General features: G+C 31.3%; 20 protein-coding genes and 3 pseudogenes. 7 read left to right on the top strand and 16 right to left on the bottom strand.

Annotated features, from left to right (window positions below; translation table 11 throughout):
* Positions 1-234: 234 nt before the first annotated feature.
* From ACFVRR_RS19725 to ACFVRR_RS19715, 3 genes are read left to right on the top strand one after another with little or no spacing between them, the layout of a single operon-like run.
* Entirely contained in the window at positions 235-1,695 is a 1,461-nt protein-coding gene (locus ACFVRR_RS19725; RefSeq protein ID WP_387331968.1) for a spore germination protein, read from the top strand.
* Positions 1,692-2,804, top strand: coding sequence for a GerAB/ArcD/ProY family transporter (locus ACFVRR_RS19720; RefSeq protein WP_387331966.1), 1,113 nt, complete (start codon positions 1,692-1,694; stop codon positions 2,802-2,804). Before ACFVRR_RS19725 ends, ACFVRR_RS19720 begins: the two co-directional genes overlap by 4 nt.
* Positions 2,801-3,895 carry a Ger(x)C family spore germination protein gene (locus ACFVRR_RS19715; RefSeq protein WP_387331964.1) on the top strand — a complete coding sequence of 365 codons (1,095 nt, stop codon included), beginning with the start codon at positions 2,801-2,803 and terminating at the stop codon, positions 3,893-3,895. Before ACFVRR_RS19720 ends, ACFVRR_RS19715 begins: the two co-directional genes overlap by 4 nt.
* Positions 3,896-4,052: 157 nt before the next feature.
* On the opposite strand, the pseudogene ACFVRR_RS19710 reads toward ACFVRR_RS19715, so the two are convergent.
* The 3 genes and pseudogenes from ACFVRR_RS19710 to pdxR all read right to left on the bottom strand — a co-directional run.
* Positions 4,053-4,319 (bottom strand): annotated as a pseudogene (locus ACFVRR_RS19710) (Lrp/AsnC family transcriptional regulator); the annotation flags it as partial.
* 227 nt (positions 4,320-4,546) lie between these two features.
* A complete protein-coding gene (locus ACFVRR_RS19705; protein WP_176522555.1) occupies positions 4,547-4,720 on the bottom strand; it encodes a hypothetical protein in 174 nt (57 codons plus the stop codon).
* A 354-nt stretch (positions 4,721-5,074) separates the two neighbouring features.
* On the bottom strand, positions 5,075-6,472 hold the full coding sequence (gene pdxR, locus ACFVRR_RS19700; protein WP_387331962.1) for a MocR-like pyridoxine biosynthesis transcription factor PdxR: 1,398 nt from the start codon (positions 6,470-6,472) through the stop codon (positions 5,075-5,077).
* A 119-nt stretch (positions 6,473-6,591) separates the two neighbouring features.
* Here pdxR and ACFVRR_RS19695 point away from each other — a divergent pair, with 119 nt between their 5' ends.
* The 3 genes and pseudogenes from ACFVRR_RS19695 to ACFVRR_RS19685 all read left to right on the top strand — a co-directional run.
* Complete coding sequence (locus ACFVRR_RS19695; protein ID WP_387331960.1) at positions 6,592-7,518, top strand: DMT family transporter; 927 nt, start codon at positions 6,592-6,594, stop codon at positions 7,516-7,518.
* Positions 7,519-7,629: 111 nt separating this feature from the next.
* Positions 7,630-7,905, top strand: a pseudogene (locus tag ACFVRR_RS19690) (transposase); the annotation flags it as partial.
* A gap of 24 nt (positions 7,906-7,929) precedes the next feature.
* Positions 7,930-8,043: pseudogene (locus ACFVRR_RS19685) on the top strand (transposase); the annotation flags it as partial.
* 102 nt (positions 8,044-8,145) lie between these two features.
* Here ACFVRR_RS19685 and ACFVRR_RS19680 read toward each other — a convergent pair.
* The 9 genes from ACFVRR_RS19680 to ACFVRR_RS19640 form a co-directional block, all read right to left on the bottom strand.
* Positions 8,146-10,077, bottom strand: a complete 1,932-nt coding sequence (locus tag ACFVRR_RS19680) for an Ig-like domain-containing protein (protein WP_387331958.1) — start codon at positions 10,075-10,077, stop codon at positions 8,146-8,148.
* A gap of 709 nt (positions 10,078-10,786) precedes the next feature.
* The gene (locus ACFVRR_RS19675) at positions 10,787-11,971 is read right to left on the bottom strand and encodes a COG4705 family protein (RefSeq protein ID WP_387331956.1); all 1,185 of its coding nucleotides are present in this window, start codon (positions 11,969-11,971) and stop codon (positions 10,787-10,789) included.
* Positions 11,972-12,274: 303 nt separating this feature from the next.
* Positions 12,275-12,352: a hypothetical protein gene (locus ACFVRR_RS19670; RefSeq protein WP_387332095.1), complete on the bottom strand. Its 78-nt coding sequence runs from the start codon at positions 12,350-12,352 to the stop codon at positions 12,275-12,277.
* Positions 12,353-12,357: 5 nt separating this feature from the next.
* Positions 12,358-12,591, bottom strand: coding sequence for a DUF5412 family protein (locus ACFVRR_RS19665; protein ID WP_387331954.1), 234 nt, complete (start codon positions 12,589-12,591; stop codon positions 12,358-12,360).
* A gap of 185 nt (positions 12,592-12,776) precedes the next feature.
* Positions 12,777-13,148, bottom strand: a complete 372-nt coding sequence (locus ACFVRR_RS19660) for a hypothetical protein (protein ID WP_387331952.1) — start codon at positions 13,146-13,148, stop codon at positions 12,777-12,779.
* A 15-nt stretch (positions 13,149-13,163) separates the two neighbouring features.
* Positions 13,164-13,682 (bottom strand): acyl-CoA thioesterase, encoded by a 519-nt coding sequence (locus tag ACFVRR_RS19655; RefSeq protein ID WP_387331950.1) that lies wholly within the window; start codon positions 13,680-13,682, stop codon positions 13,164-13,166.
* 245 nt (positions 13,683-13,927) lie between these two features.
* Positions 13,928-14,824, bottom strand: a complete 897-nt coding sequence (gene cidR, locus ACFVRR_RS19650) for a cidABC operon transcriptional activator CidR (protein ID WP_387331948.1) — start codon at positions 14,822-14,824, stop codon at positions 13,928-13,930.
* A gap of 1,073 nt (positions 14,825-15,897) precedes the next feature.
* On the bottom strand, positions 15,898-16,686 hold the full coding sequence (locus ACFVRR_RS19645) for an ABC transporter permease subunit (protein WP_387331946.1): 789 nt from the start codon (positions 16,684-16,686) through the stop codon (positions 15,898-15,900).
* Entirely contained in the window at positions 16,673-17,578 is a 906-nt protein-coding gene (locus tag ACFVRR_RS19640) for an ABC transporter ATP-binding protein (RefSeq protein WP_387331944.1), read from the bottom strand. The genes ACFVRR_RS19645 and ACFVRR_RS19640 overlap by 14 nt, the downstream gene beginning before the upstream one ends.
* Positions 17,579-17,715: 137 nt before the next feature.
* Between ACFVRR_RS19640 and ACFVRR_RS19635 the strand changes: the two genes are divergently transcribed.
* Entirely contained in the window at positions 17,716-18,279 is a 564-nt protein-coding gene (locus tag ACFVRR_RS19635) for a TetR/AcrR family transcriptional regulator (protein WP_387331942.1), read from the top strand.
* A 616-nt stretch (positions 18,280-18,895) separates the two neighbouring features.
* Here the strand turns inward: ACFVRR_RS19635 and ACFVRR_RS19630 are convergent.
* The 4 genes from ACFVRR_RS19630 to ACFVRR_RS19615 form a co-directional block, all read right to left on the bottom strand.
* Positions 18,896-19,465 (bottom strand): hypothetical protein, encoded by a 570-nt coding sequence (locus tag ACFVRR_RS19630; RefSeq protein WP_387331941.1) that lies wholly within the window; start codon positions 19,463-19,465, stop codon positions 18,896-18,898.
* 179 nt (positions 19,466-19,644) lie between these two features.
* Entirely contained in the window at positions 19,645-20,478 is an 834-nt protein-coding gene (locus ACFVRR_RS19625; RefSeq protein WP_387331939.1) for a hypothetical protein, read from the bottom strand.
* 195 nt (positions 20,479-20,673) lie between these two features.
* Positions 20,674-21,138 carry a hypothetical protein gene (locus ACFVRR_RS19620; protein WP_387331937.1) on the bottom strand — a complete coding sequence of 155 codons (465 nt, stop codon included), beginning with the start codon at positions 21,136-21,138 and terminating at the stop codon, positions 20,674-20,676.
* A 167-nt stretch (positions 21,139-21,305) separates the two neighbouring features.
* The gene (locus tag ACFVRR_RS19615) at positions 21,306-21,785 is read right to left on the bottom strand and encodes a hypothetical protein (RefSeq protein ID WP_387331935.1); all 480 of its coding nucleotides are present in this window, start codon (positions 21,783-21,785) and stop codon (positions 21,306-21,308) included.
* Positions 21,786-22,064 lie beyond the last annotated feature (279 nt).

Raw genomic sequence — 22,064 nt, 5'->3', positions numbered from 1 at the left:
TCTATGAAAAGATTTAAAATAACAACTTAAATTGAAAAGGGCTAATAATATCCCCCCCACTAGCACTAATGCATTCTGTATTATTATGACAATCAAAATTAGGGCTTCTCGTGTCAGTTAATCTGACCTATGAGATAGCCCTTTTCTCTATTTATAAACATTCAATTACTTATTCTAACCAATGAATATGTTTTTCTATTTTACAAACAATACACGATAGGAGGTGGAATATTATTGAAAACGGAACAAACAATTACAATTTCTAAAGACATTAATAGTAATTTAGAAAAATTAAAAGAAGAGTTTTCGAATGTTTTTGATTTTAAAACTAGAAAGATTACTTTCAATGATAGACCACTATGTATTGCTTTTATCGATACAATCTCAAATAAAGAGATTATTAATGAAAAAATTATTAAGGTACTTTTAAATATAAAACATGGAAATATCATGACTGATCTTCCGGTTTCAACTATTTCTACAACTGATTGTTTTAACGAAATTAAATTTTCTCTTATTAATGGAAATACAATCATATTAGAGGATGGATCCAGGGAAGTCTATATAATAGATACTGTTTTATTTGAAGTAAGATCAACTAGTGAACCTGTAAATGAAAAAGTCGTCTCAGGTGCTCACGACGGTTTTGTTGAGAGCCTAAGTAAAAACGTAAATTATATTAGAAATAGAATTAGAAGTTCTCATTTTAAAACGGAAATTTTACAAATTGGTGATCCTGCTACAAATGTTGGAATTTTATATTTAGATAATATAGTAAATAAAGATATTCTACAAAATGTTAAAAATCGTATTCATTCAATTCAACTTGAAAATAATTTAACATCAGGTAAACTGGAAGAATTTATCGAGGATAGTTCTTTTTCTCCTTTCCCACAATTATTAAAAACAGAGCGTCCTGATCGAATTATTTCAAATTTGTTTGACGGTAAAATTGCCGTAATCGTTGAAGGTAGTCCTACCGTTTCAATTATGCCAGCTACTTTTTTTATGTTTTTTCAAACTCCTGACGACTATAATGGGAGAGTTTTAGTTGGGTCTTTTTTAAGAGTCATTAGGCTATTTAGTTTTTTTCTTTCTATAACTTTACCTGCAGTATACATATCAATTGTTTCATTTGGTTATGAAATTCTCCCATATGAATTAGTTACTACTATTCAAAACAGCATCGAATTTGTACCATTTTCTCCATTTGTCGAAGCAATCATTATGCAATTGATATTGGAATTATTAAGAGAAGCATCCATTCGACTTCCAAGCCCGATTGCTCAAACGATCGGTATTGTAGGAGGCCTCGTTATCGGAACAGCTATTGTAGAGGCTAATTTAGTTTCAAATACCATGACTGTAGTACTTGCAATTACAGCAGTTGCATCATTTGTTGTTCCTGTTCATGAAATGAGTTTTACACTTCGATTATTAAGTTTTCCAATGATTATTTTGGCATCAATCTATGGATTTGTAGGTATTATATTCGGTTTAACGATTATTTTTATTCATATTGTTAAACTAGAATCTTTTGGTTCTCCATACTTTTCACCTCTTGCACCAATTCGAATAAAGGATTTAAAGGATACCTTGATAAGAGTGCCAAATTGGAAAATGAAGACTCGACCGACAAATGCGCAACCTACTGATACGATCCAGTCCCAAGGAACGAAAGGGTGGAAAAAATGATAATTAAGCAAAACGAGACCATTTCATCCTTTCAATTATTTTTTTATATGGTAATCGTCCAATTAAATGTTACAACATTAAGGTTACCAATGTATTTATATAAAGAAAGTGCTCACGATGGATGGATTTCTTTAGTATTTTCTTGTCTCTATTCAGTATGTACTATTTTCCTATATTCATTTTTAATTAAGCGGTTTCCTAATTTAACAATTTTTGAAGTTTGTACGCTTTTTTTTGGAAAATGGATTGGTGGAATATTAAAAATTAGTTATATTTTATACTTTATCTTTATTGCTTATTTAATTAATCAATCCTATCTATTTGTTTTTAGTAAATGGGTTTTTCCAAACTCACCATTTTGGAGTATTTTACTCCTTTTATTGATAATTGGTATCTATTTAGGAAAAGAAAATATTCGAACGATGACTCGATTTTTCCAATTATCTTTTTGGACATTTTTAATCATTTTTGTTTTTAGTATTGAAGCGTTTCAACAGGTGGAATGGAAATTTTTACTACCAGTTGCTCAAGTTAACTTTGCCCATATATTGAAAGGAAGTTATACGTCTTATTATTTTCTACATGGTTTTGAGTGTCTTTTAGTTGTCTACCCATTTGTAAAAGGCCCTCATAGAAAAATAATAAAAAGCTCTATATTTTCTATATTATTTATTACAATGATTAATCTATTTACTGTCGTTTTATGTTTCGTATTCTTTAGTAAAAAAGAAATGGAGTTAATTCCAGAACCAACAATTTATTTATTTAAAACCTTAACTTTTTTTAAAGTACTAGAGCGACTCGATTTACTATTTCTTTCATTGTGGTTTGTCATAATTGCCTCTTCCTATGTGGCTTATTTAAATTTAGCTAATGTTGGCATTTCAAATTTGATAAATAGAAATAGAGTTAGTACATTTTCTACTCTTGCAATTTGCTTAATTATCTTTCTAGTAAGTAATTTAGTACCTTCTTCAAATGGATATTTAGAAATCCTAATAAAAATCTTATCTATTTCGAGTTTTATTTTTATACTATTGATTCCAGCATTAATCCTATGTATATCCCTACTCTTTAAGATTAAAAGTAAGGAAGTTAAAGTATCATGAAAAGATATCATTACCTCGTTTATTTATTAATCTTCTTTTTAACAGGTTGCTGGGATCAACACTCCTTGAAGGACTCTGCATTAGTACTAAGTATTGCATTTGACCAACTTCCTAATGACAGAATTAAGGGAACAGCAAGCGTCAGTGCTAATATTGCAAAAGGTGACCAAACCGAGGCCACTAATTATATTGTTAATGATCAAGGCGCAAGTATAAGAGATGTACGCAACAATATTGATTATCAAATTCCTGGTAGTTATTCTTCCAACAAATTGCTAGTGATGCTATTAGGTGAAAACTTGGCAAAAAACAATTTGTATCCTTATTTTGATACCTTTTTCCGATTTATTCGAAACCCTCTAACTTCACGAGTAGCAATCGTAAAAGGACAGGCCTCTAATATTATTGAAATGCAAACTTATAAAGATATTATTATCAGTGAGTCACTTTCAGAAATGCTTGAGTCAGCTGAAAATATTTCAGTTATTCCAAAAGAGACACAAGAAACTATTTACAAAAAAATGGACGATCCAGGTACTGATTTAGTCGTCCCTTATTTAGAAAAAATAAATGATGAAACAATAAAAATTAAAGGTGTGGCACTTTTAGAAAACAATCGATTTACCGGTAAGATCCTGAATAATAAACAGTCAAAATTATTGCTATTACTGCAAGACAAAAAAAGTAATACAATGAGTTTGTCGGAACCAATGGGAAGCAATAATGAGATTATCTCTTTTAAAGTAAAAAGTATAAAAAGAAACCTACAAATTAAAAACGAAAAGCAACCTAAAGTAAAGATTGATTTAAAAATAAAGATTGATTTAATCGAGTATACTGGCGAAGATTTAGCTAGTAATATCAAGAAAAGGGAAATAGAAAACAAAATTGCTAAGAATATCGAAAAGGAGCTAAAAGAAGTAATTAGCATTCTTCAAGAATCAAATTGTGATGCATTAGGGATTGGTAGATATATAATGGCTTATCATCCGAATACATGGAAGAAGATAGATTGGGAAAAGGACTATTCAAAAGTGCCCTTTGAGGTCAATACAAAAGTAACTATGTATACAAGTGGTATTATTTTATGACTGCTAAAACAAGGGAAGTTTAGCAATCATTTATTACATTACAAAACCAGAAAAGCCCTATATCGGGCTTTTTTTGGTTTTGCTTGATTCAATTCATACTTCATTTCGATCTATGGTCCCGTTCATAACTTTTGATAGTTAACAAAAAAAATTAGCTTTATTTTAGCTTTCCTATTGATAGGTTCACACGATAATTCCCGTACTCTAATAATCTTTCTAGAAATGAATCCAGTTCTTCATTCGAAGAAAAATGCGTTTTTAATAAATAGCATCCGTCACCACTTGTACGATGTACCTCAGAAACTGCTTCTTCTTCTTGAAAGAAAGTCTTAAAAGCTTGATGGTTAGCCGTTTTTACGAACACAGTAACAAATGCAGTGACGATTTGTCCTAATTTGATTCGGTTTATCGCGATTGTATACTTTCATTTTCGTTAGATAATGGAGACACTTGTTTTTACTCGTAGGTACCATGATTGTTATTTTACTAGAACAATTTTGGAAGGAATGATTCTTGATAAAAAGACAGAAAAACCCTATAAGGGCTTTTCTATTTATATGATTAGTTCTATAACATTCCAATAGGCCAAGAAAAATAAAGATAAAAAAAGCATACTTCTCTAATTATCCTTAGTATGCATACTTATATTTATTAGTGCTTTAACATGTATCCCCAAAGTAATAATGGTGTAATAAGAAAAGTGTAAAGTACTATTTGTAAAACAATTATTGGTTTTATTTCTTTAAAATCACTTACCCAAAACTTAGAAACTATCGCATATAATGCTAATTCTATTACTGGTCCAAATACAATTAACCATTTCATTTTAAAAATATTGCTCCTTTTAGAAATTCTAAGATGCATAGATTACATTCTCACTCTAAAATTATAACACAAAATAAAATAAATTATTTTACAAAAGCAAAAAATCTGAAGTATTAAATAAATTTAAAACACCCCACAATATTAAGGTGATATACCAGTTAATATTCCATGATTAGCTGAAAAGTTTTCATTTTTTGAAAGACACCCTCTATTTATAAAAAAAACAGAAAACCCTATAAGGGGCTTGTCTGTTTTTCACTTGCTATCCTATACGTACTTAATTCTTTTCTATTGTTCAGCAATTATTTCGCTGCCTTCTCATACTCTTATAGCATTATTTATTTTAACATCATGTTATATTTTGAACCATGAATTATATAGCAATCGAATAGCCTCTTCAATCTCGGCCTCAGTTAAAATAGCAAATCCAAGTAAAACTGTATTTTTGGGATTATTCCCTTCACTATAATACATTGAGACTGGATATACTTTAATACTATTTTCTGCCGCTCTTTTTATTAACTCTTCTTCTAACATTCCATTGTGAACCTTTAATAAAATATGTAAGCCAGAATCTTCTCCTATCACTTCCACTTTATTAGAAAAGTACCTTTCTATCGCCGAAACAAGTACATCTCTCTTTTTTCTGTATACAACTCGCATTTTATGAATATGTTTTTCCCAATGTCCTTCGTTTAAAAATCTTCTAATGATTTCTTGATCGATTCTCGAAACACTTTGTGTGTAGAATAAATAGTGTGATTGATACAACTTAATTAGCTGTTTTGGCAACACCATATAACTCATTCGTAATGATGGGAGTAATGCTTTTGAAAATGTACCCATGTAAATTACGTTTCCCTCTGTATCAAGCCCCTGCAATGCTGGAATTGGTTTTCCAGAATAACGAAATTCACTGTCATAATCATCTTCAATAATATAACGTCCGTACTCCTCTTGTGCCCATTGTAATAGTTGTGCTCTTCTTTTAATTGGCATAATCATTCCACAAGGAAATTGGTGAGACGGGGTAACGAAAATAACTTTCGCATTGCTAGCTTCTAAAGCTGCAATACAAATCCCATCCTCATCAAGTGGGATCATTTGAACATTTCCTTCACCCTTCTCAAAAACAACCAACTTCCGATGATACCCTGGATTTTCAACTGCAAAATGCTTTCCCTTTAGTAATTGAAACAAGATTCTTATTAAAAATTGGGTTCCGGCTCCTATGACAATTTGACTAAATGAACATCTAACACCTCTTGATTCATATAAATATTTCGCAATCTCTTCACGCAAGTTGGATTCACCTTGAGGATGACCAAGGAATAGAAGTTCCTTATTTTCTTGATGCCATACTTCATTTGAAATTTTCCGATAGACAGCGAATGGAAATGTCTTTGGATCTACACCCGTTTGTGTAAAATCATATTTATATATCTGTTCTTCGTATAATACTTCCTTAACGAATTCTCTTTTTTTCTCTGTAAGCATCATTTGCTCAATTCCACATACAAAATACCCCTTACGTGAAACGGATTCAATATACCCTTCTGCCAGAAGTTGTTCATATGCGGATTCAACTGTATTTTTACTCACTTCTAAATACATAGCTAACTTTCTTTTTGCTGGAAGCTTCGTCATTGGAGGGATTTTTCCACTTCTTATTTCTTCTTTTATATACCCATATAACTGTACATACAACGGCATTTTTGACTCAATATTCAAATTAGGTGTTATCTCTAACATGAAATCTGACCCCCTCGAAAAATGAATTATTGATACTTCTTATAGTACCAGAGGTTATATATAATTCTTTTTATCATGTAAATCAAATAAAATCAATTTTTGAAAGGAGCATCATGATCATGCAAAACAGCAGACGTCTTGGACTATTTATGATTCTTACAGGAGCTACTTTATGGGGATTATCCGGTCCATTAATTCAGTGGTTTTTTCAACGTACGACAATGTCATCTATCGACTACTTAGTAATTCGCCTCTTACTTGCTGGAGTCTTCATTTTATGTTTCTTACTTACAAAAAAACAAAATATATTTCTTATTTGGCAACAACCAGTTCATCTATTACAACTTATCATTTTCTCTATTCTAGGAATGCTTGGCGCACAATATGCTTTTATTGAAACTGTGCATATTAGCAACGCTGTGACCGCTACTCTATTCCAATTTTTAGGGCCAGTTCTCATTACTATTTATGTTGCAATACAGCATAAAAAACTGCCTTCTACTATGCAGGTGCTAGCAATTTTCTCTGCACTGATCGGCACATACTTTATTATTACAAACGGATCAGCCCATAATATTGTCATGTCTAAGGAAACTATTTTATTCGGACTGTTAACAGCTATTGGTTTTACCTTCTATACACTTCATCCTACTTCCCTTATTCAACAATGGGGGACGACTCTTATTATCGGCTGGGGTATGCTAATTGGAGGTATTGTATTATTTATTTACAATCATTCATTTGAATGGAAACAATTTTCACAAACCTTTACGATGTCAACATTCTCTATGCTGATTTTAATTATTTTAATTGGTACACTTTCTTTTCTTCTCTACATCGGTAGCCTAAAATATTTATCAGCAACAGAGACTAGTATTTTATCTAGTATTGAACCACTTGTAGCAACTATTGTTTCTATTACTTGGCTAAAGGAATCTTTCGGAGTATACCAATTACTAGGTGGAATATGTATCGTCATCGCAGTTATTTTCTTAACAATGCCAGAAAAAGAAGCAAAATCCACATTCACAACTGAACAAATATGATGCCAAATGTAAAAATCTTTATGACAAAAAAACAGAAAAACCCTATAAGGGGCTTTTCTGTCAGAGTGTTGAAAAATAACTTAGTCAATAGATCTAAGCATATAATTTTTTATGTACTACTATCAAGAGAATTTAGACATCGCAAAAAATCGTAAACTTTATGAGAATATGATTGATTTGGAGCACCACATTGTAAATTGGAATTTTTTATATAAACTTATCGAACCTTATTATCGGTCAACCGTTGGCAGACCTTCAATTGATCCACTGATCTTAGTAAAGATTCTACTGATACAATACAATGAGGGGTTTCGTTCTGTTCGATTTACTTGTAAACAAGTCAAACAAAATGCTACTTATCGTTGGTTTTTAGGGATTTCACCTGATAGAAAAATAATATTAAGGTCAGTTAGACCCTCAACAGTGGAATTAAGTTTTGCCCAAAGTAAAGAACTCCACGGGTTACGCTACACACGATACCGAGGAGTTCACAAAGTAAAAAGACAAGTTTTGATGACCGCCATCATACTATCTATGACTGTTAAGACTTTGAACATTTAAAAGTATCGTAATTTTTTAAAAAGTGAAGTTAGAGCGGTTATCACCACAATGACTCAACTAATTTTGTTAATTTTTATAAATTCTAGCATAGGTTGGAAGGCTAAATACTTTCTTTCCGTTAACTGTACGATAAACAATTACTTTAAAGTAGTATGTTTTCCCTTTTGTCAACTTCACATTTTTAAAGCTAGTTAGACTTCCGCTTGTGTTTGTACCAACCAAACTAAATGTTCCATTCGGAGAAGTGGAACGATAAATTTGATACCCACTTGCTCCATCAATTTTTGACCAAGATAAAGTCATTGAATTAGAACTCAGTTTTTTCACCCAAAGTGTACTAGGTGTTGCTGGGATAGCTTTACTACTCGTGTTTTTTGTGAAAAAAGTATAGCTATTCGTTCCATTAATAGTACGAAATGCTCTTACTTTATAATAATAGATAGTACCAGTCGCAACAGAGTTGTTTGTAAAGGTATTCGTACTTTCATTTAACACCGTACCAACCTTACTATAAGTCCCTGAACTTGAGGTGCTTCGGTATATTTCATAGCCACTAACTCCTGGTAAGTTGTTCCAAGTGATTTTAATCTTGTTGTACGAACTAGACACAGCCTTAATTGTCGCATCAACTACAGTCGTGGTTGCTGTCGTACTGATATTTCCGATTTCATCTACTGTGTAAACTCCGATTACAGTTCCTGCTTTTTGAGCTGGAATCGTGATGTTATACTTTCCATTTACTGCTACAGTTTCTCCAAGTTTTTTACTTCCTACAGCCGCAGACACTTTCGTACCATTTTCGGCTGCACCTGTTAAATGCGTATCAATATGATAAACAGGGTCAACACTTGGTGTTTTATCTAGAAAATCCGCTTTAATCCGATAAGAGGAAATTGTTGTTCCAGGTAAATCTACTCCAGGTGGTTCAATCGGCACAACGTGAACATAATACGTACCTTTATCTAGATTTAAATTGAGGTGTATCTTTTCACCTGAATTTTGCGTATAGCCGTATGAACCGTATGAACTTAAAGGCATTCCCTTGCTATCATAAAGCCACATCGAAAAAAGTCCCACTGTATTATCGAGTACAACACGGACAAAACCATATTTATTTGTCGTAATCTGATAAAAATCTCTATCATTCATATTCGTACAACTTGAAGAATAATATTGGTTTGATGTCAATGGCATGCTTGCTTCGTCTGTATCATTTGGTTCGAAAGTAATTTTATCTCTTGTTAATGAAGATGGAAATGTTGCTTTTATTCGATAAGAAGCAATTTTGCCAGCTGTATAGTACGGGTCAACATAAAGATAATACGTACCTTGTGGAACGTTCGTACTGAAATAGATAAGACCATTTGGTGAGGGTTGGTGAGGGTGGTCTACGTAATTTCCGGAACTATCATATAGATTAAAATTAAAATTACCGACAATTTCATCAATAGCAATAAATACGTTCCCTGCTTTGTCTGTTGTCAATTGATAGACATCTCTATCAAGATAATGTTCGGCAGTTGAGCTCGTATATTCTCCATTTTTAAGAATTGTACTTGTTAGCATGGTTTCGTTTGGTTCAAATGTAACCTCATTCCTACTAAACGAAGCTGCATATGTGGCTTTAATTTGATAGCTACCAATAGAAATCCCACTTAAATCGCGTGGTTCTACTTGAATGGTATAACTACCTTTTAGTAGTTTACCTCTTAAGTTAAGAATTGGATTCGAACCACCATTATAAGTGGTTGAAATGGTCTTCCGATCACTATCAAAAAGAGTTAGATTGTATTTACCGACTATATTATCAAGTATGATGTAATACTCTCCATCTTCATTCGTTGTAAATTCATATGTGTGTTTCGTTCCTTCTGTTATCTGTGCAGTAATCGGGTTACCATTTTGTATTGGTGTATTCGTTTCTTCTGCAAATGTAAGACCACTAAATGGAATGGTCATCATAAAAACAATTATAAAAATGCTAAATATCTTTTTCATTTTTCCCTCCAGTATCCGTTTCTATTTCCACCTTTATATCCCCTACTCTTTTTACACAAACATATTTTTATGTTCATCACCAAATCTAACATATTTTTACTAGATTCATACACTTAAATTAATCTATTTTTTTCAAAAAAAATATTTATTTTCTATAAATGCTTTAAAAGTTTATCTTTAATTGGAACGTAGATATTTGTTCAATTGACTTACATACCTTATTTTAATATCACTTTGGACGATGAAACGCTTGTCGGTATATTTTAATTTCATACTAACACCGCACCTATCAGATAACATCTTCACTCAACTAATTCACCAAGCCTTAGGATGTACTAGGAAGGAAGAATGATTATTTCAAATAGGGGCATAAGGCATTTCGTTCGTAAAATATTATGAAATGTATAACAATAAATATCCCTAACATCCTCAACTAAATTATCTAATACCTTATATAAACCCAACAAACAGCGGAGATGTATGTGAAGATTCAATTCGTGAACCTGTAGAGAAAGAGTGATTTGTTAATTTTTTTTCTTTTGGCTCTGTTATAAAAGATTTTTTTATTTTAACTGTCTACAAAATTGCCTAACCGCATTGTGAAAAATAGTTGCTCATAGTTTTCAAATTGCATTTCTAACTTTACAAAATCGACATTATCGACAATAAAAAAAGGAACCGCAATTTGCAATTCCTAATCTAAAGTCATTTATTTATTAGCAACCTTAATTACACTAAGTGAATTATTTATTGCCGTTTTGCATTTACTTACATCAGGTTTTGATGAACGAACTGCTGCTAATACAACGTCAATCGTTCCGTCAATTTTAGTCCATGTTGTGCCATCTATTTTTCTAAGTTTAGCCTCTGATGTATCCCATTGATGTTCCAAATTATCAGCATCTTTATTAGCTGAAGTAAAGTTCTTTGAGTTCACATCTGTTAGCATTTTATTTTCTATATTTACAAAATCCGTTAATTGGCCAGATAATGTAGTTTGAGTAGAAGCAGTTTGTAATGATAATTTTATATAACCACCAATACCTACTGCTAAGAAAATACACAATACCAATATTGTTTGTGCCATAACATTTTTCTTACTACTGTTTATTTCTTTTGATTCACTTTTTGCGGAAATATCAATTTTTGTAACAGCAAGGAAAATGATGATAGCTAAAATTGCGGATAGAAAAATTACACTTGTAACTGTTGTTCCTAAGCCTAAACCACCATTTACTTTTGGCTGAGATAAGTAATCCCCTATTGATGCGCCGAGTGGTCGAGTAAGAATATACACAATCCAAAACGCTAACATTCCATCAAGTTTTAAAAACTTCCACGCTAAAAATACACAAAGTATGATACTAATTACCGTTACTCCGGTTTTAAAATACCCTAGTCCAAGTTGTTCTGAATATAAATCTCCTACTGCAGTTCCTAGAGCAAATGTGAAAAGAATGGCAAGCCAATAGAAAACTTCTCTTTTTCTTGTAAAAATTGAGTGTATAGAGAGTGTTTTTTCACTAAGATACCAAAAAAGAAAAGTTAATCCTAGTAGTATTGAGAAAACAATTGTACTTGTCTCAAGAGGTACTCCCATTGCGTCAGTCAAATTATCTGTTACCAAAGTACCGAATACACTTATTAATACAACAGTTATCCAATAATAACTTGGTACATATTTTTTTGCTCTGAATTGAAAAAATAATGAGATAAAAAATGCTACACCCATAATGATCGTAGTAAGTCCTAATCCAAAACCAAGGTTAAAATTAAGGAAATCAGCAAATGTTTCACCAACTGTTGTACATAAAACTTTGATAATCCAGAAATAGAGTGTAACTTCTGGTACCTTGTTGAGTAAAGCTTTCATTTTATTTTGGTTTGTTTCCATAAATAAATTCCTTTCATTTGATTTAAATTATATTTACCCATAATTATGAAAAGAAAATGAAAAAACAGGTAAAATGCTAATATTAAAGCCATTTTTGACTTAGTATTTGTTTTTTCATTATATTCTAACCTCGCTTTTTAAATCGAATAAGGATTCCTTTTTATTTTGTAATGAATTCTAGTACATAATTCATAAAAATATTCGAATTCCTTATTAAACTAAACTGTCATTTAGTGACAAAAAAAAATCGACTAAACAGTCGATCATATTATGCAACTCAAGCGCGTTAGTTGAACAAGAGATTTAATTTATTTGAAAATCGTAAGTTTGATTTGGAACAATAAATTTATGACCATTTATTATCACAGTCTCATTATTTATCCATTTTATATTTGCTTTCTCTTCATGATAATTCCAGTATTTATAGGGTTTATAGCTTTCTTGTTAAAGCTTAGTTCGCCCCTAACAGAAATCTGTTGTTGCTCCCCACTCGAAACATACGCTTTTAAAGTATATTCTTGATTTGGCGACTTACTTTGTCCAATTAACTCACCTTTTGGAAGATAACTTAAAGTAGGTGGTGCATATAGTAGACACTCAAAAAAGCCTATAAAGTCCATTTTTAAACTTAAGATAGTAAAGAAGGTAAGTCAAAGATTCCTTGAATCGATTTTCATATTATTAAAGCAAGAAAAAAGAAGCAAAAATCATGAAAATGATTCCTACTTCTCTAAATAGGAGAGATGCAAAATTTATTTTAAAATACAACATAATAGTTGTATTGTAAAAGCTTAGAAGTCTAAATTTATTTAATGCTGGAAGAACCTAATAATGATTCAGGTTTCATATCCAGTGCTAAAAGGCTAATTTTTGAGTAACCTGTATTTTTATTTTCAGAAAAAGTACGTTTCAATTCTTGGAAATCAGGATCATTTAATAAGTTTTTTAATTCTTTTTTATACAAGTTTAGAACTGAATCTTCCACGAATTTTGGCGTATATCGACTTGGATCTTCATCCATAATTAAACATCCTAGAAAATGGTATTTAAATTGAAATGCACGAGTAAGATTAACCATATATAATAGTTTTTCAAAAAGGTTAGGGTATTCAAATTTTAATTTTTCAAGGGTTTCTTTAGTGGTTTTTAATTCATCTATACTAGATAAAGTAATCATTAATTGTTCCTCCTCTTATTTGTCCCATGGTTTATCTAAAGAAATATACTCAGCTAATTCTTTACTTTTTTGTCTTCTTAATTTACGCATTTCTGCTCTTTCTTTACCTGTTTTGTAGAGGAATTTTTCTTCTTCTGTCTCTGGAATAATACCTGGAACTTCAACCGGTTGTTTATTTTCATCTAAAGCTACAAAAGTCAGAAATGCAGTAGCAGCAATTAGTCGCTCACCATTTATCATATCTTCTGCGATAACTTTACAAAAAATTTCCATTGAGCTTTTACCTGTATATGTTACAAACGATTCGACACAGACTGAGTCAGTTTGATGAATTGGGCACAAGAAATCGATATGGTCAGTAGAAGCAGTGACACATTCCTTAACACGAGAATGTCTACGGGCAGATAGAGTTGCCGCGTCATCAAGCTTTTTCATTAAAACTCCACCGAACAGAGTATTATAGTTATTTAAATCGCATGATAATACTTGTGCAGTATTAATAATACGACTTTCTTTCACTTTTTTTGCTTCCATTTTTAACTTCCTTTCATGTTTGGAATCTAAATGTAAAAATACCTTCCAGACCATTTAAAGGTTGTTGTTCCATATACAAAGTTTACGTCTGGATGCAGTGGAAGTAAAATGGTTAGTTTTCATCAGTATTATAACTTTTATCTATGTAAATGCTTTCAATTATGCCGTTTGTAAATAATTGAATAGTTAGAAAAAAAGACGGTTCAATTAAAATGAACCGTCTTTTTAAGTATAGGTCATATAAATTAGTTTTTTAAAATTCCTTTTTTGAGTTGCTCGATCGTGAACTTCAACCATTCTTTTGCAGCATAGGAGAAATACTGATTTTTCCCCCAAATAATTCCTAAGTTCCAACTAATTGAAGGATTAGTTACTTTAACAGATTTAACATTTTCGTTTAAATTATGGCAAATACTTTCAGGCAAAAGTGAAATTCCAAGTTTGGAAGCCACCATTTCTTCAATAAAAGATTGCTGAGAACTTTCAGATATTATGTGTGGATTAAAACCTACGTTGTTACAAGAAAGTATAATTCGATCATTTAAAACAAAGTCCTTATTAAACAAGATAAAAGATTCATTAGCTAATTCTGATAATTCAACTTCATCTCTTATTGCTAATGGGTGTGATGGGTGAAGGATAAGCTTTAGATCCTCTTCCATAAAAGAATAATGGTCGAAAATGTCACTTTTAGTAGGAAGAACAATGATACCAACATCAAGTAACTTGTTGCCTACATCTTCTTCTATTTTCTTTGAACCATCTTCTACTAATTGAAACGTAATCCCTGGATACTTTTCATGAAAATTCCCAACAATCTTTAGAAAAAAATGAGCATTAAAAATTGGTGGTAATCCAATACGAATATGTCCCTTTTTTAATCCTGTAAGATTGTCCAATTCCGTTTTTAAATTATTAAATGCTTTGTCAATTAATGTTGCTTGCTCTAATATAATTTGCCCTGCATCGGTCAATGTTAATTGCTTACTAGAGCGATCAATTAAAGCAACTCCTAACTCTGTCTCAAGGTTCTTAATCATTTTACTAATTGTCGGTTGAGTGATAAATAAATGGTCTGCCGCTCGGGAAAAACTATTAAATTTAGACACCTCAATAAAATATTGTAAATGTTTGATATCCAATTTTGTACACCTGCTTGTGGCTATATTTAGGTAATTTCTTTAACTCTATTTTAATTGATTAAAGTATATCCTTTTTTAATAAAATGGCCCTTTATACTACGATTGAAGGCAATGAAGCCTATGTTTCAACCATTTAGCCAATTACTCATAAACCACATCTAAAGGTATGGAGTGGGTTTGTTATAAGACCATTCATTAATTGCACATTGTCGTGTATATGCTTCATCTTACCAAAATGGCATTACATCAGTGTCTTCATATTCATTTGACTCACATACACCCCAACCTTCTTCACTCGCTAGACCCCAAAATCAATTTACTCTCAGAAACTCTTTCTATAAATTATTCATTTCTTCCTTTAGAATTTATTGTTAAATCAAATGACATTACCCTTCTCCTTTATAACTAGTACTTCAATAATATCATTAAATTATTCATATTGAGTTATACCCATAATAAAAAAAAGAGCCGAGAATTGCCCCTTAAGCGTAATAGTAGTAAGGCAATGCGTTAGTTGAATAAGTTCATTAATTATTTGATAGAACAGAGATCTAGACCTGTAAAAGTCCGCAACCAATAATACAAACAAATACAACTATAAAAATTAGTGCAGCAGGGGATTAGTAAACGAAATAACCTTACCTATATCGCCACATTATTTAAAATACGTTCTTCTTATAGCTTGAAACATAAAGTAAAAAAAGTGGCTCTAATATTTGTTTTGATTATTTAATTATTTCTAATTAAAAAAGCACTCACTTATTAAAGTGATGTGCTTTTTCAGTTAAATTTATATTATTATTTATACATAATTAGAAAAGAATTCCCACCTAAACTTTGTTCAGCTTTTCGAGCTTAACATTTCTAATATCTTTTGCAAACATAAAATAGACTGTCTTTATCTGTATTCTATAATTATTTACAAGTACTAGTTTTGCAGCAGGACAAAAAGCTAATTTGTTAGGTGTATGATAAGGCATAGTTTTTTGTGCGTTTTAAGTTTTCGAGTTAGCTCGAAAACTAAGTGCCAACCAATTCTTAATCCCTATATTTTTCAAAGGTTAAAAGGACATTTACAATGGTAAATCTTTTCGTTTAAAGACGAGTATCCCAATTAAATATAGGACAAGTGCTAACCCAACAAGTATGATCAATTGAGCACCGTAGCTTCCACTTTGAATGATTGCATTGGAATCGTAGAGAGTGATAATAGTAACATTTTTAAGGATTTCCAGACTGTCATTCATACCAGAAAGCATATTCGTAGCAAAGAAAAACACCGTTAATCCTGCACCAAGGGCAAGGGAATGGCTTGAACGGTTGAAAAAACAAGATGCAAAAAAAATAATACTGTGAATTGCTAAATTCAATATCAAAGACCCTAATGTTAGAATAAAGAATTTCTCTAATGGTAACTCACCAGGTTGGACTAACTCTGACACACCGTATCCTACAACAAATATTAGTCCAAACATTACCACTAGTGTAGAAATAGAAAATATGAGGCTTGTAAAAGTGTATTGAGTTCTTGTGATAGGAGAGGACAGATGAAAGGCCATGCTACCTTTATCTACTTGATCGGCTATTAGCTTATTTCCAATAATAACAGAATAAATCATGGCAAAGATGAGGGCGAAATTCCCAAAATATTGATTTGCTATAAAAGCAATTAAGGTTGTAATATCACCTAAAGGATTAACAGGAGCATCTATGCTAGCTTGTGCAATTTCATGCATGGTTTCCGGAGTGAATACACTCATCACAATCCCGATTAACAGGGATAATACTCCTGCAATGATAGAAAATATTTTTATATTTGATTTAACTAAGTGAATAAATAAAGACTTTTTAAACATTGTCATTCTTCTCTCCTTTATAAAAATTCATAAAATACTCTTCTAGAGAGTTTTTCATTTCATGAAACGATGTTACATCTCTTTTAGAAAGAGAACGTATTAGTTCGTTAATTTGATTGTCTTCTATTTCCACCATGACCTGCAAACTGTCCTTTTGAATCTCGCTAATAATAAACCCTTCTTCTTGAATAGATTGAAAATCATTTAGTTTTTGAAACTTTATTTTAAATGTTGTCTTATCAAATTGCTTAAAATCCTGTTCATTCATAACTGAAATTAATCTACCATGCTTTATCATGGCAAGACTATCGCAGGTCCCCTGAATTTCCTCAAATAGATGAGAAGACATAAGGATACATTTCCCTTTTTGTTTTTCCTGGTGAATTAGCTTAACAAATACCGATTGCATAAGAGGATCGAGTCCAGTTGTGGGTTCGTCAAGAATGAGAACATTTGGATCATGCATAAAAGCACAAACAATCCCAACCTTTTGTTTCATTCCCTTAGACATTCGTTTTATTCGTGCAGATGGGTCTAATTCAAACATCTCTATAAGCTGTTGAGCTTTTGTCATATCCCGGAGGCCACGCATATTTGCAGCATGCGAAATGAGCTCTGTACCAGTCATGTTTTCTGGAAAAGCAATTTCTGCAGGTAAATAACCGAGATGCTTTTGAATTTCTTTGGACTGATTCCAGCAATCTAAATTTAATATCGTAGACTCCCCACTTTGCGGTTTAATAAATCCTAGTAAATGGCGAATTGTCGTTGTTTTTCCCGCACCGTTAGGACCTAGAAAGCCAAATACCTCACCTTCTTCAATTCCAAATGAAATATCAAAAATACCCTTATTGTTTCCGTAATCTTTTGTAAGATGTTGAATGTTTATTACTGTCATTTAATTTCACCACGCCATTCCTTCTTTATTTATCCGACAACGTGTCGTATGATTTAAGTGTATTATTTACTAATGTCACTATCAACCGACATTTTTCATCAATTGTCGGATTTTGAGACACCGTGGGAGGAAGAACGATGAAAAAGAAGCCAACGATAACCGCACAAACTAAACAAAATATAATAGATGCCTTCTGGGAACTTTATTGCACTAAGCGAATAGAGAAAATAACAATAAAGGAAATTACAACGAGAGCTGGATATAATCGATCTACATTTTATGAGTACTTTACAGATGTTTATGATGTCCTGGAGCAAATGGAAAACACATTGATTTCCAGGCTACAAGAGTTGCCTATGCAGCAACTATCTTCTCCAGGTGATCCATTCCCGTTTGAAGCACTTGTTAGCATGTATTCACACCATAGCAAATACCTCGTGGTACTACTTGGAGATCACGGAGATCCAGCATTTCAAGGCAAAGTCAAAGGCAGCATGAAGCCGATAATAAAAGAAATTCTAGTTTCAAAAGGAGCGAAAGATAGCTTTGAACTAGACTACACACTGGAATATGCTTTATCAGCTATGATTGGTATCCTCAGCTATTGGTTCAACCAAGAAAAAGCACCATCGCTCGAAAGCTTGATGGTGCTAATAACGGAGCTTTCTAGTGAGGGAGTTATGAGGAAATTAATAGGATAAAGTTGAGTGGCATTTCATTTTTGGGATAGTGAATCCGTATGTTAAAATGTAGTAAATTAGAAGATAGCATGCAATTGAGCGCCAATATACTTCTACTAATGGATGGCGTTAATTGAACAACAAGCAACATAGTTGTTGTAGTAAATGAGGTCATTTGTTGTATAAGGAAGGATAAATGAATACAGGCATTTACCCCTGTCCATCTATCCTCTCTTTTGCCATATAAAACTTGTAACATTTTACTTATTGAACAACCAACTAACAGTAACAAAGTAACCTAAATCAACAAGGTAAATTATTCTTATAACCCATCTCCTTAATCAAATAATATGTTAATTTTTTATTTATAATGATTTTCCCTTCACTACGCACTAACGAATAACTCGTATACTTTTATTGAAGTATTAGAATTAATTAGAAAACACTGTCATGAGCATATTAATAAAAACTTTTAAAGATAGGACCTAAAATTGTCCTATTACTTATAAAAAATATTATTCAATTATAAAAACACGAACTTATTTGTGAATTTTTTCACTTAAACTAATCTGCCATTATGTTGAATAAAAAATCGACTAAAAAGCCGATCTTGTTGTTCAACTATTGCATTAGTTAGTTACTTAACTAGTTTTGCATTTATATCAAAATATTTATATTCCAAACTAAATGCTTCCGATGCTTTATTCATTGTAAGAATACTAGCACTTGGTTTACCCACGTTAATTTCATTTTTCTCTGTGCTACCAGTCGCATTTATAACACGTACACCCAATTTAGCAACAGTATTTTCGTAATTCGTTATTGCAAGTAGGTTCAAAGGTAAAGGCTTTCCATCTTTATATTCTCTAGGTAGTGGAAAAACTTGAAGATTTGAACTTATTTCATTCTCAGAATCATAATATCCATAATCAGCATCAATATATTTATAACTTCCAATATTGTTTTTTTCAAAGTGTATATATGCAGGCATATTATCATGTAAATACGCTACATATCTATCTTTTTTCAAATCGAAAATTTTTATTATTTCAATTGATTGTTGCTCTTTGTTTAATGATTGAATAGTTTCTAGGATATTATTTTTATCGTTACCATTCATTAAAAAAATAGGTTTAAAGAATATGTACCAGATAATAGATATACCTAACAAAAAAACAACGGTAATCTTTCTTTTATGATGTATCACTGACTTACCTCCCAAGATAATAACTTATAAGTATGTTAATTCTAGATAATCTAAAAACTACCTTCCAAATTGAGAGAGTAACTGGATTTTGCCCAAGAAAAAATCGACTAAACAGTCGATTTTGTTATTCAACTAACGCACTGCGTTAGTTGCATAAGGTTTATTTCTAAATTGACGCTTTAAACCAATAAAATTGGTTCAAATTCTAAATTTCTGTCAAATTTATTTTTCTTAATAAATTGGAAGAATTCTTGAGAAACTAAAATTTTTCTTGCACACATATGACCGTTACCAAAGGTTTCAAAAGACTTGATAATATCTACATCTACATTTTCAAATACACTATTATGATATTTAAACCCTCTACCGCTATAAATAAATTTGGTTCCTCCACATTTATTACAACGAATTGTACTTGCTATTGTATCACTATCTTCTAACATTCCAGGTTTAAGTTGATCATTAATATACAGTTGGTGTACATCATCAAGTATTACATTATCTTTAGTACTTTTTTTAACTTCATAAAAATCAAAACCTTTTAGCGTACTCTTTTGCAATTCATCCTTCGCTTTGCTACTAATAAATAATTCATCTGCAATCCAATTAAGCATTAGAAAATTCTTACTAGACCATTTCGGTGACTTTTTCATTCTAAAACTGTCTTTCTGAACTAGTCCACTCCCACAACCATCACATAAATTTTCATCGTTATAGGTAATGTGTTCATACGCCATATTTCCCTCTGGTTGAGGGTATGCCCATCTCCATTTACTTCTGACACTTAGCCATTCTGCATTTTTAAACTCTTCCGTCGAATATATAGCATCTACTAAAGATAATAAACCATAATGGTTGGCATTTTTATTTATTTCTTCCCAATGTACATTGTCTTCAAAAATTTCAAAAACGCCGATACCATACTCCAAATCAAAAGGAATTTCATTTAAAGTAAGATATTCTTCGAGCTTTTTATTCCCTGCATTAAATGTATACCTGTGTTTAAATCTCATTTTTCCTCCTATTGTTTTAATACAATAATCAACCAATTCATTTAAGCAATATTACCATATTATTTTTAAGTTTTTATTAAAAAATTTTCAAAGTCTTATACAACTAAACTGCCATTTAGTGACATAAAAAAAATCGACTAAACAGCCGATCTTGTTGTTCAACTAAAGCATTATTTAGTTGAATAAGAACTTATCTTAAATATGCATAAGCAATGCTCCATCTGATTTTACAGTAACTAAAGGATGTTCAAGAAAGTTTTCTTCAGTAAGAATAATTTCCTTTCCAAGCACATTTGATAGCTTACTCATAAATTCAAATACGGAACTAACTTCAGATAGACCAATAATTTCTTTAGGATTTATATCAAATTCTATTTCATCTTCTACAAAGAAATGGCAATTTATCAAAACACCATTAATATTAATAGACATTAAAACACTTTTTTTCTTTTTTTCATCAAATATTTTGGATACATTTGTTATTTTATTCGTGTTTTCTTGTCCATCTATATAAAATTGAATAGCCCAATCAGATAAACGTAACCAATCTATTAATTTTTGCCAATCGTCCAAATTGACATCTAAAACATAAATATCCCTTAAACTTCCATCAACGAAGAATACTTTATCCAGAACCTCATTAGTTAGGTGTTTTTCCATATAATAGATTCCCCAATACACGATTATTTATATTTATTGTACCATTCCTTATTCAACTAAACTGCCATAGTGACATAAAAAAAATCGACTAAACAGCCGATCTTGTTATTCAACTTAAGCATCAGTTAGTTGCATTAAATTTATGTAATTTTTTAGTGGTTCTCTAATCAATCCCAATAATTAAATATTGCATCCCCTATTGTTTTTGGTCCCCAATGTTTAATTTGTTCTTTAATTGACCCAACATTTCTTAACTCTTCATGCTCATTAAGTATAAATGGCTTATTCAAGTCACTAACTGTCATTATTTTGTACCCCTTAAATCCATCAGCAAGTTCTCTAAAATCGATAAAATTCAATGGGAATGAGCTTCCAAATTTTCCATTTTCATCGGCAAGACAAAATGCTACATAAGGATGTGCTATATTTACAGCTACATAAACAGGTTCAGGTTTAAAGAAAAACTTAACAGCATAAAAATTATTATAATTTAGATCTCTTAGAATTTCACAGTTTATTTGTTTTTTTGAAGCGATTTCTTTACACAGAGAATAAAACTTTGATTTATTAATAGAGGGTGGCTCAGGTTCCTCTCCAGGCATGTAATATCCCCCTGTTACTCCGTACGGTAAATTCATTTTAGTCATATTAAACCCCTTTATTAAATTGTATTTTAATTAAAATTAATTCTATATGATTATACCAATTAATTAGACCTGAAATGATATACCATAGTGAAAATATTCTTTTTTCTTATTCAACTAAACTGCCATTATGTTGAATAAGAATCCTCTCTATCCCATTCATTAAACTTTGAGTATTTATGACAAAAAAACAGAAAAACCCTCAAAGGGGTCTCTCTGTTTCTCACTTTCTATGAATTTTATATTAGATTTGATTTACTAAACTCTACTTTTAATTATGGC

Source organism: Gottfriedia sp. NPDC057948, assembly GCF_042887255.1.
GTDB lineage: Bacteria > Bacillota > Bacilli > Bacillales > Bacillaceae_G > Gottfriedia.
Note: the sequence above shows the minus strand (reverse complement) of the source record. Positions and strands in the feature narration are given on the sequence as shown.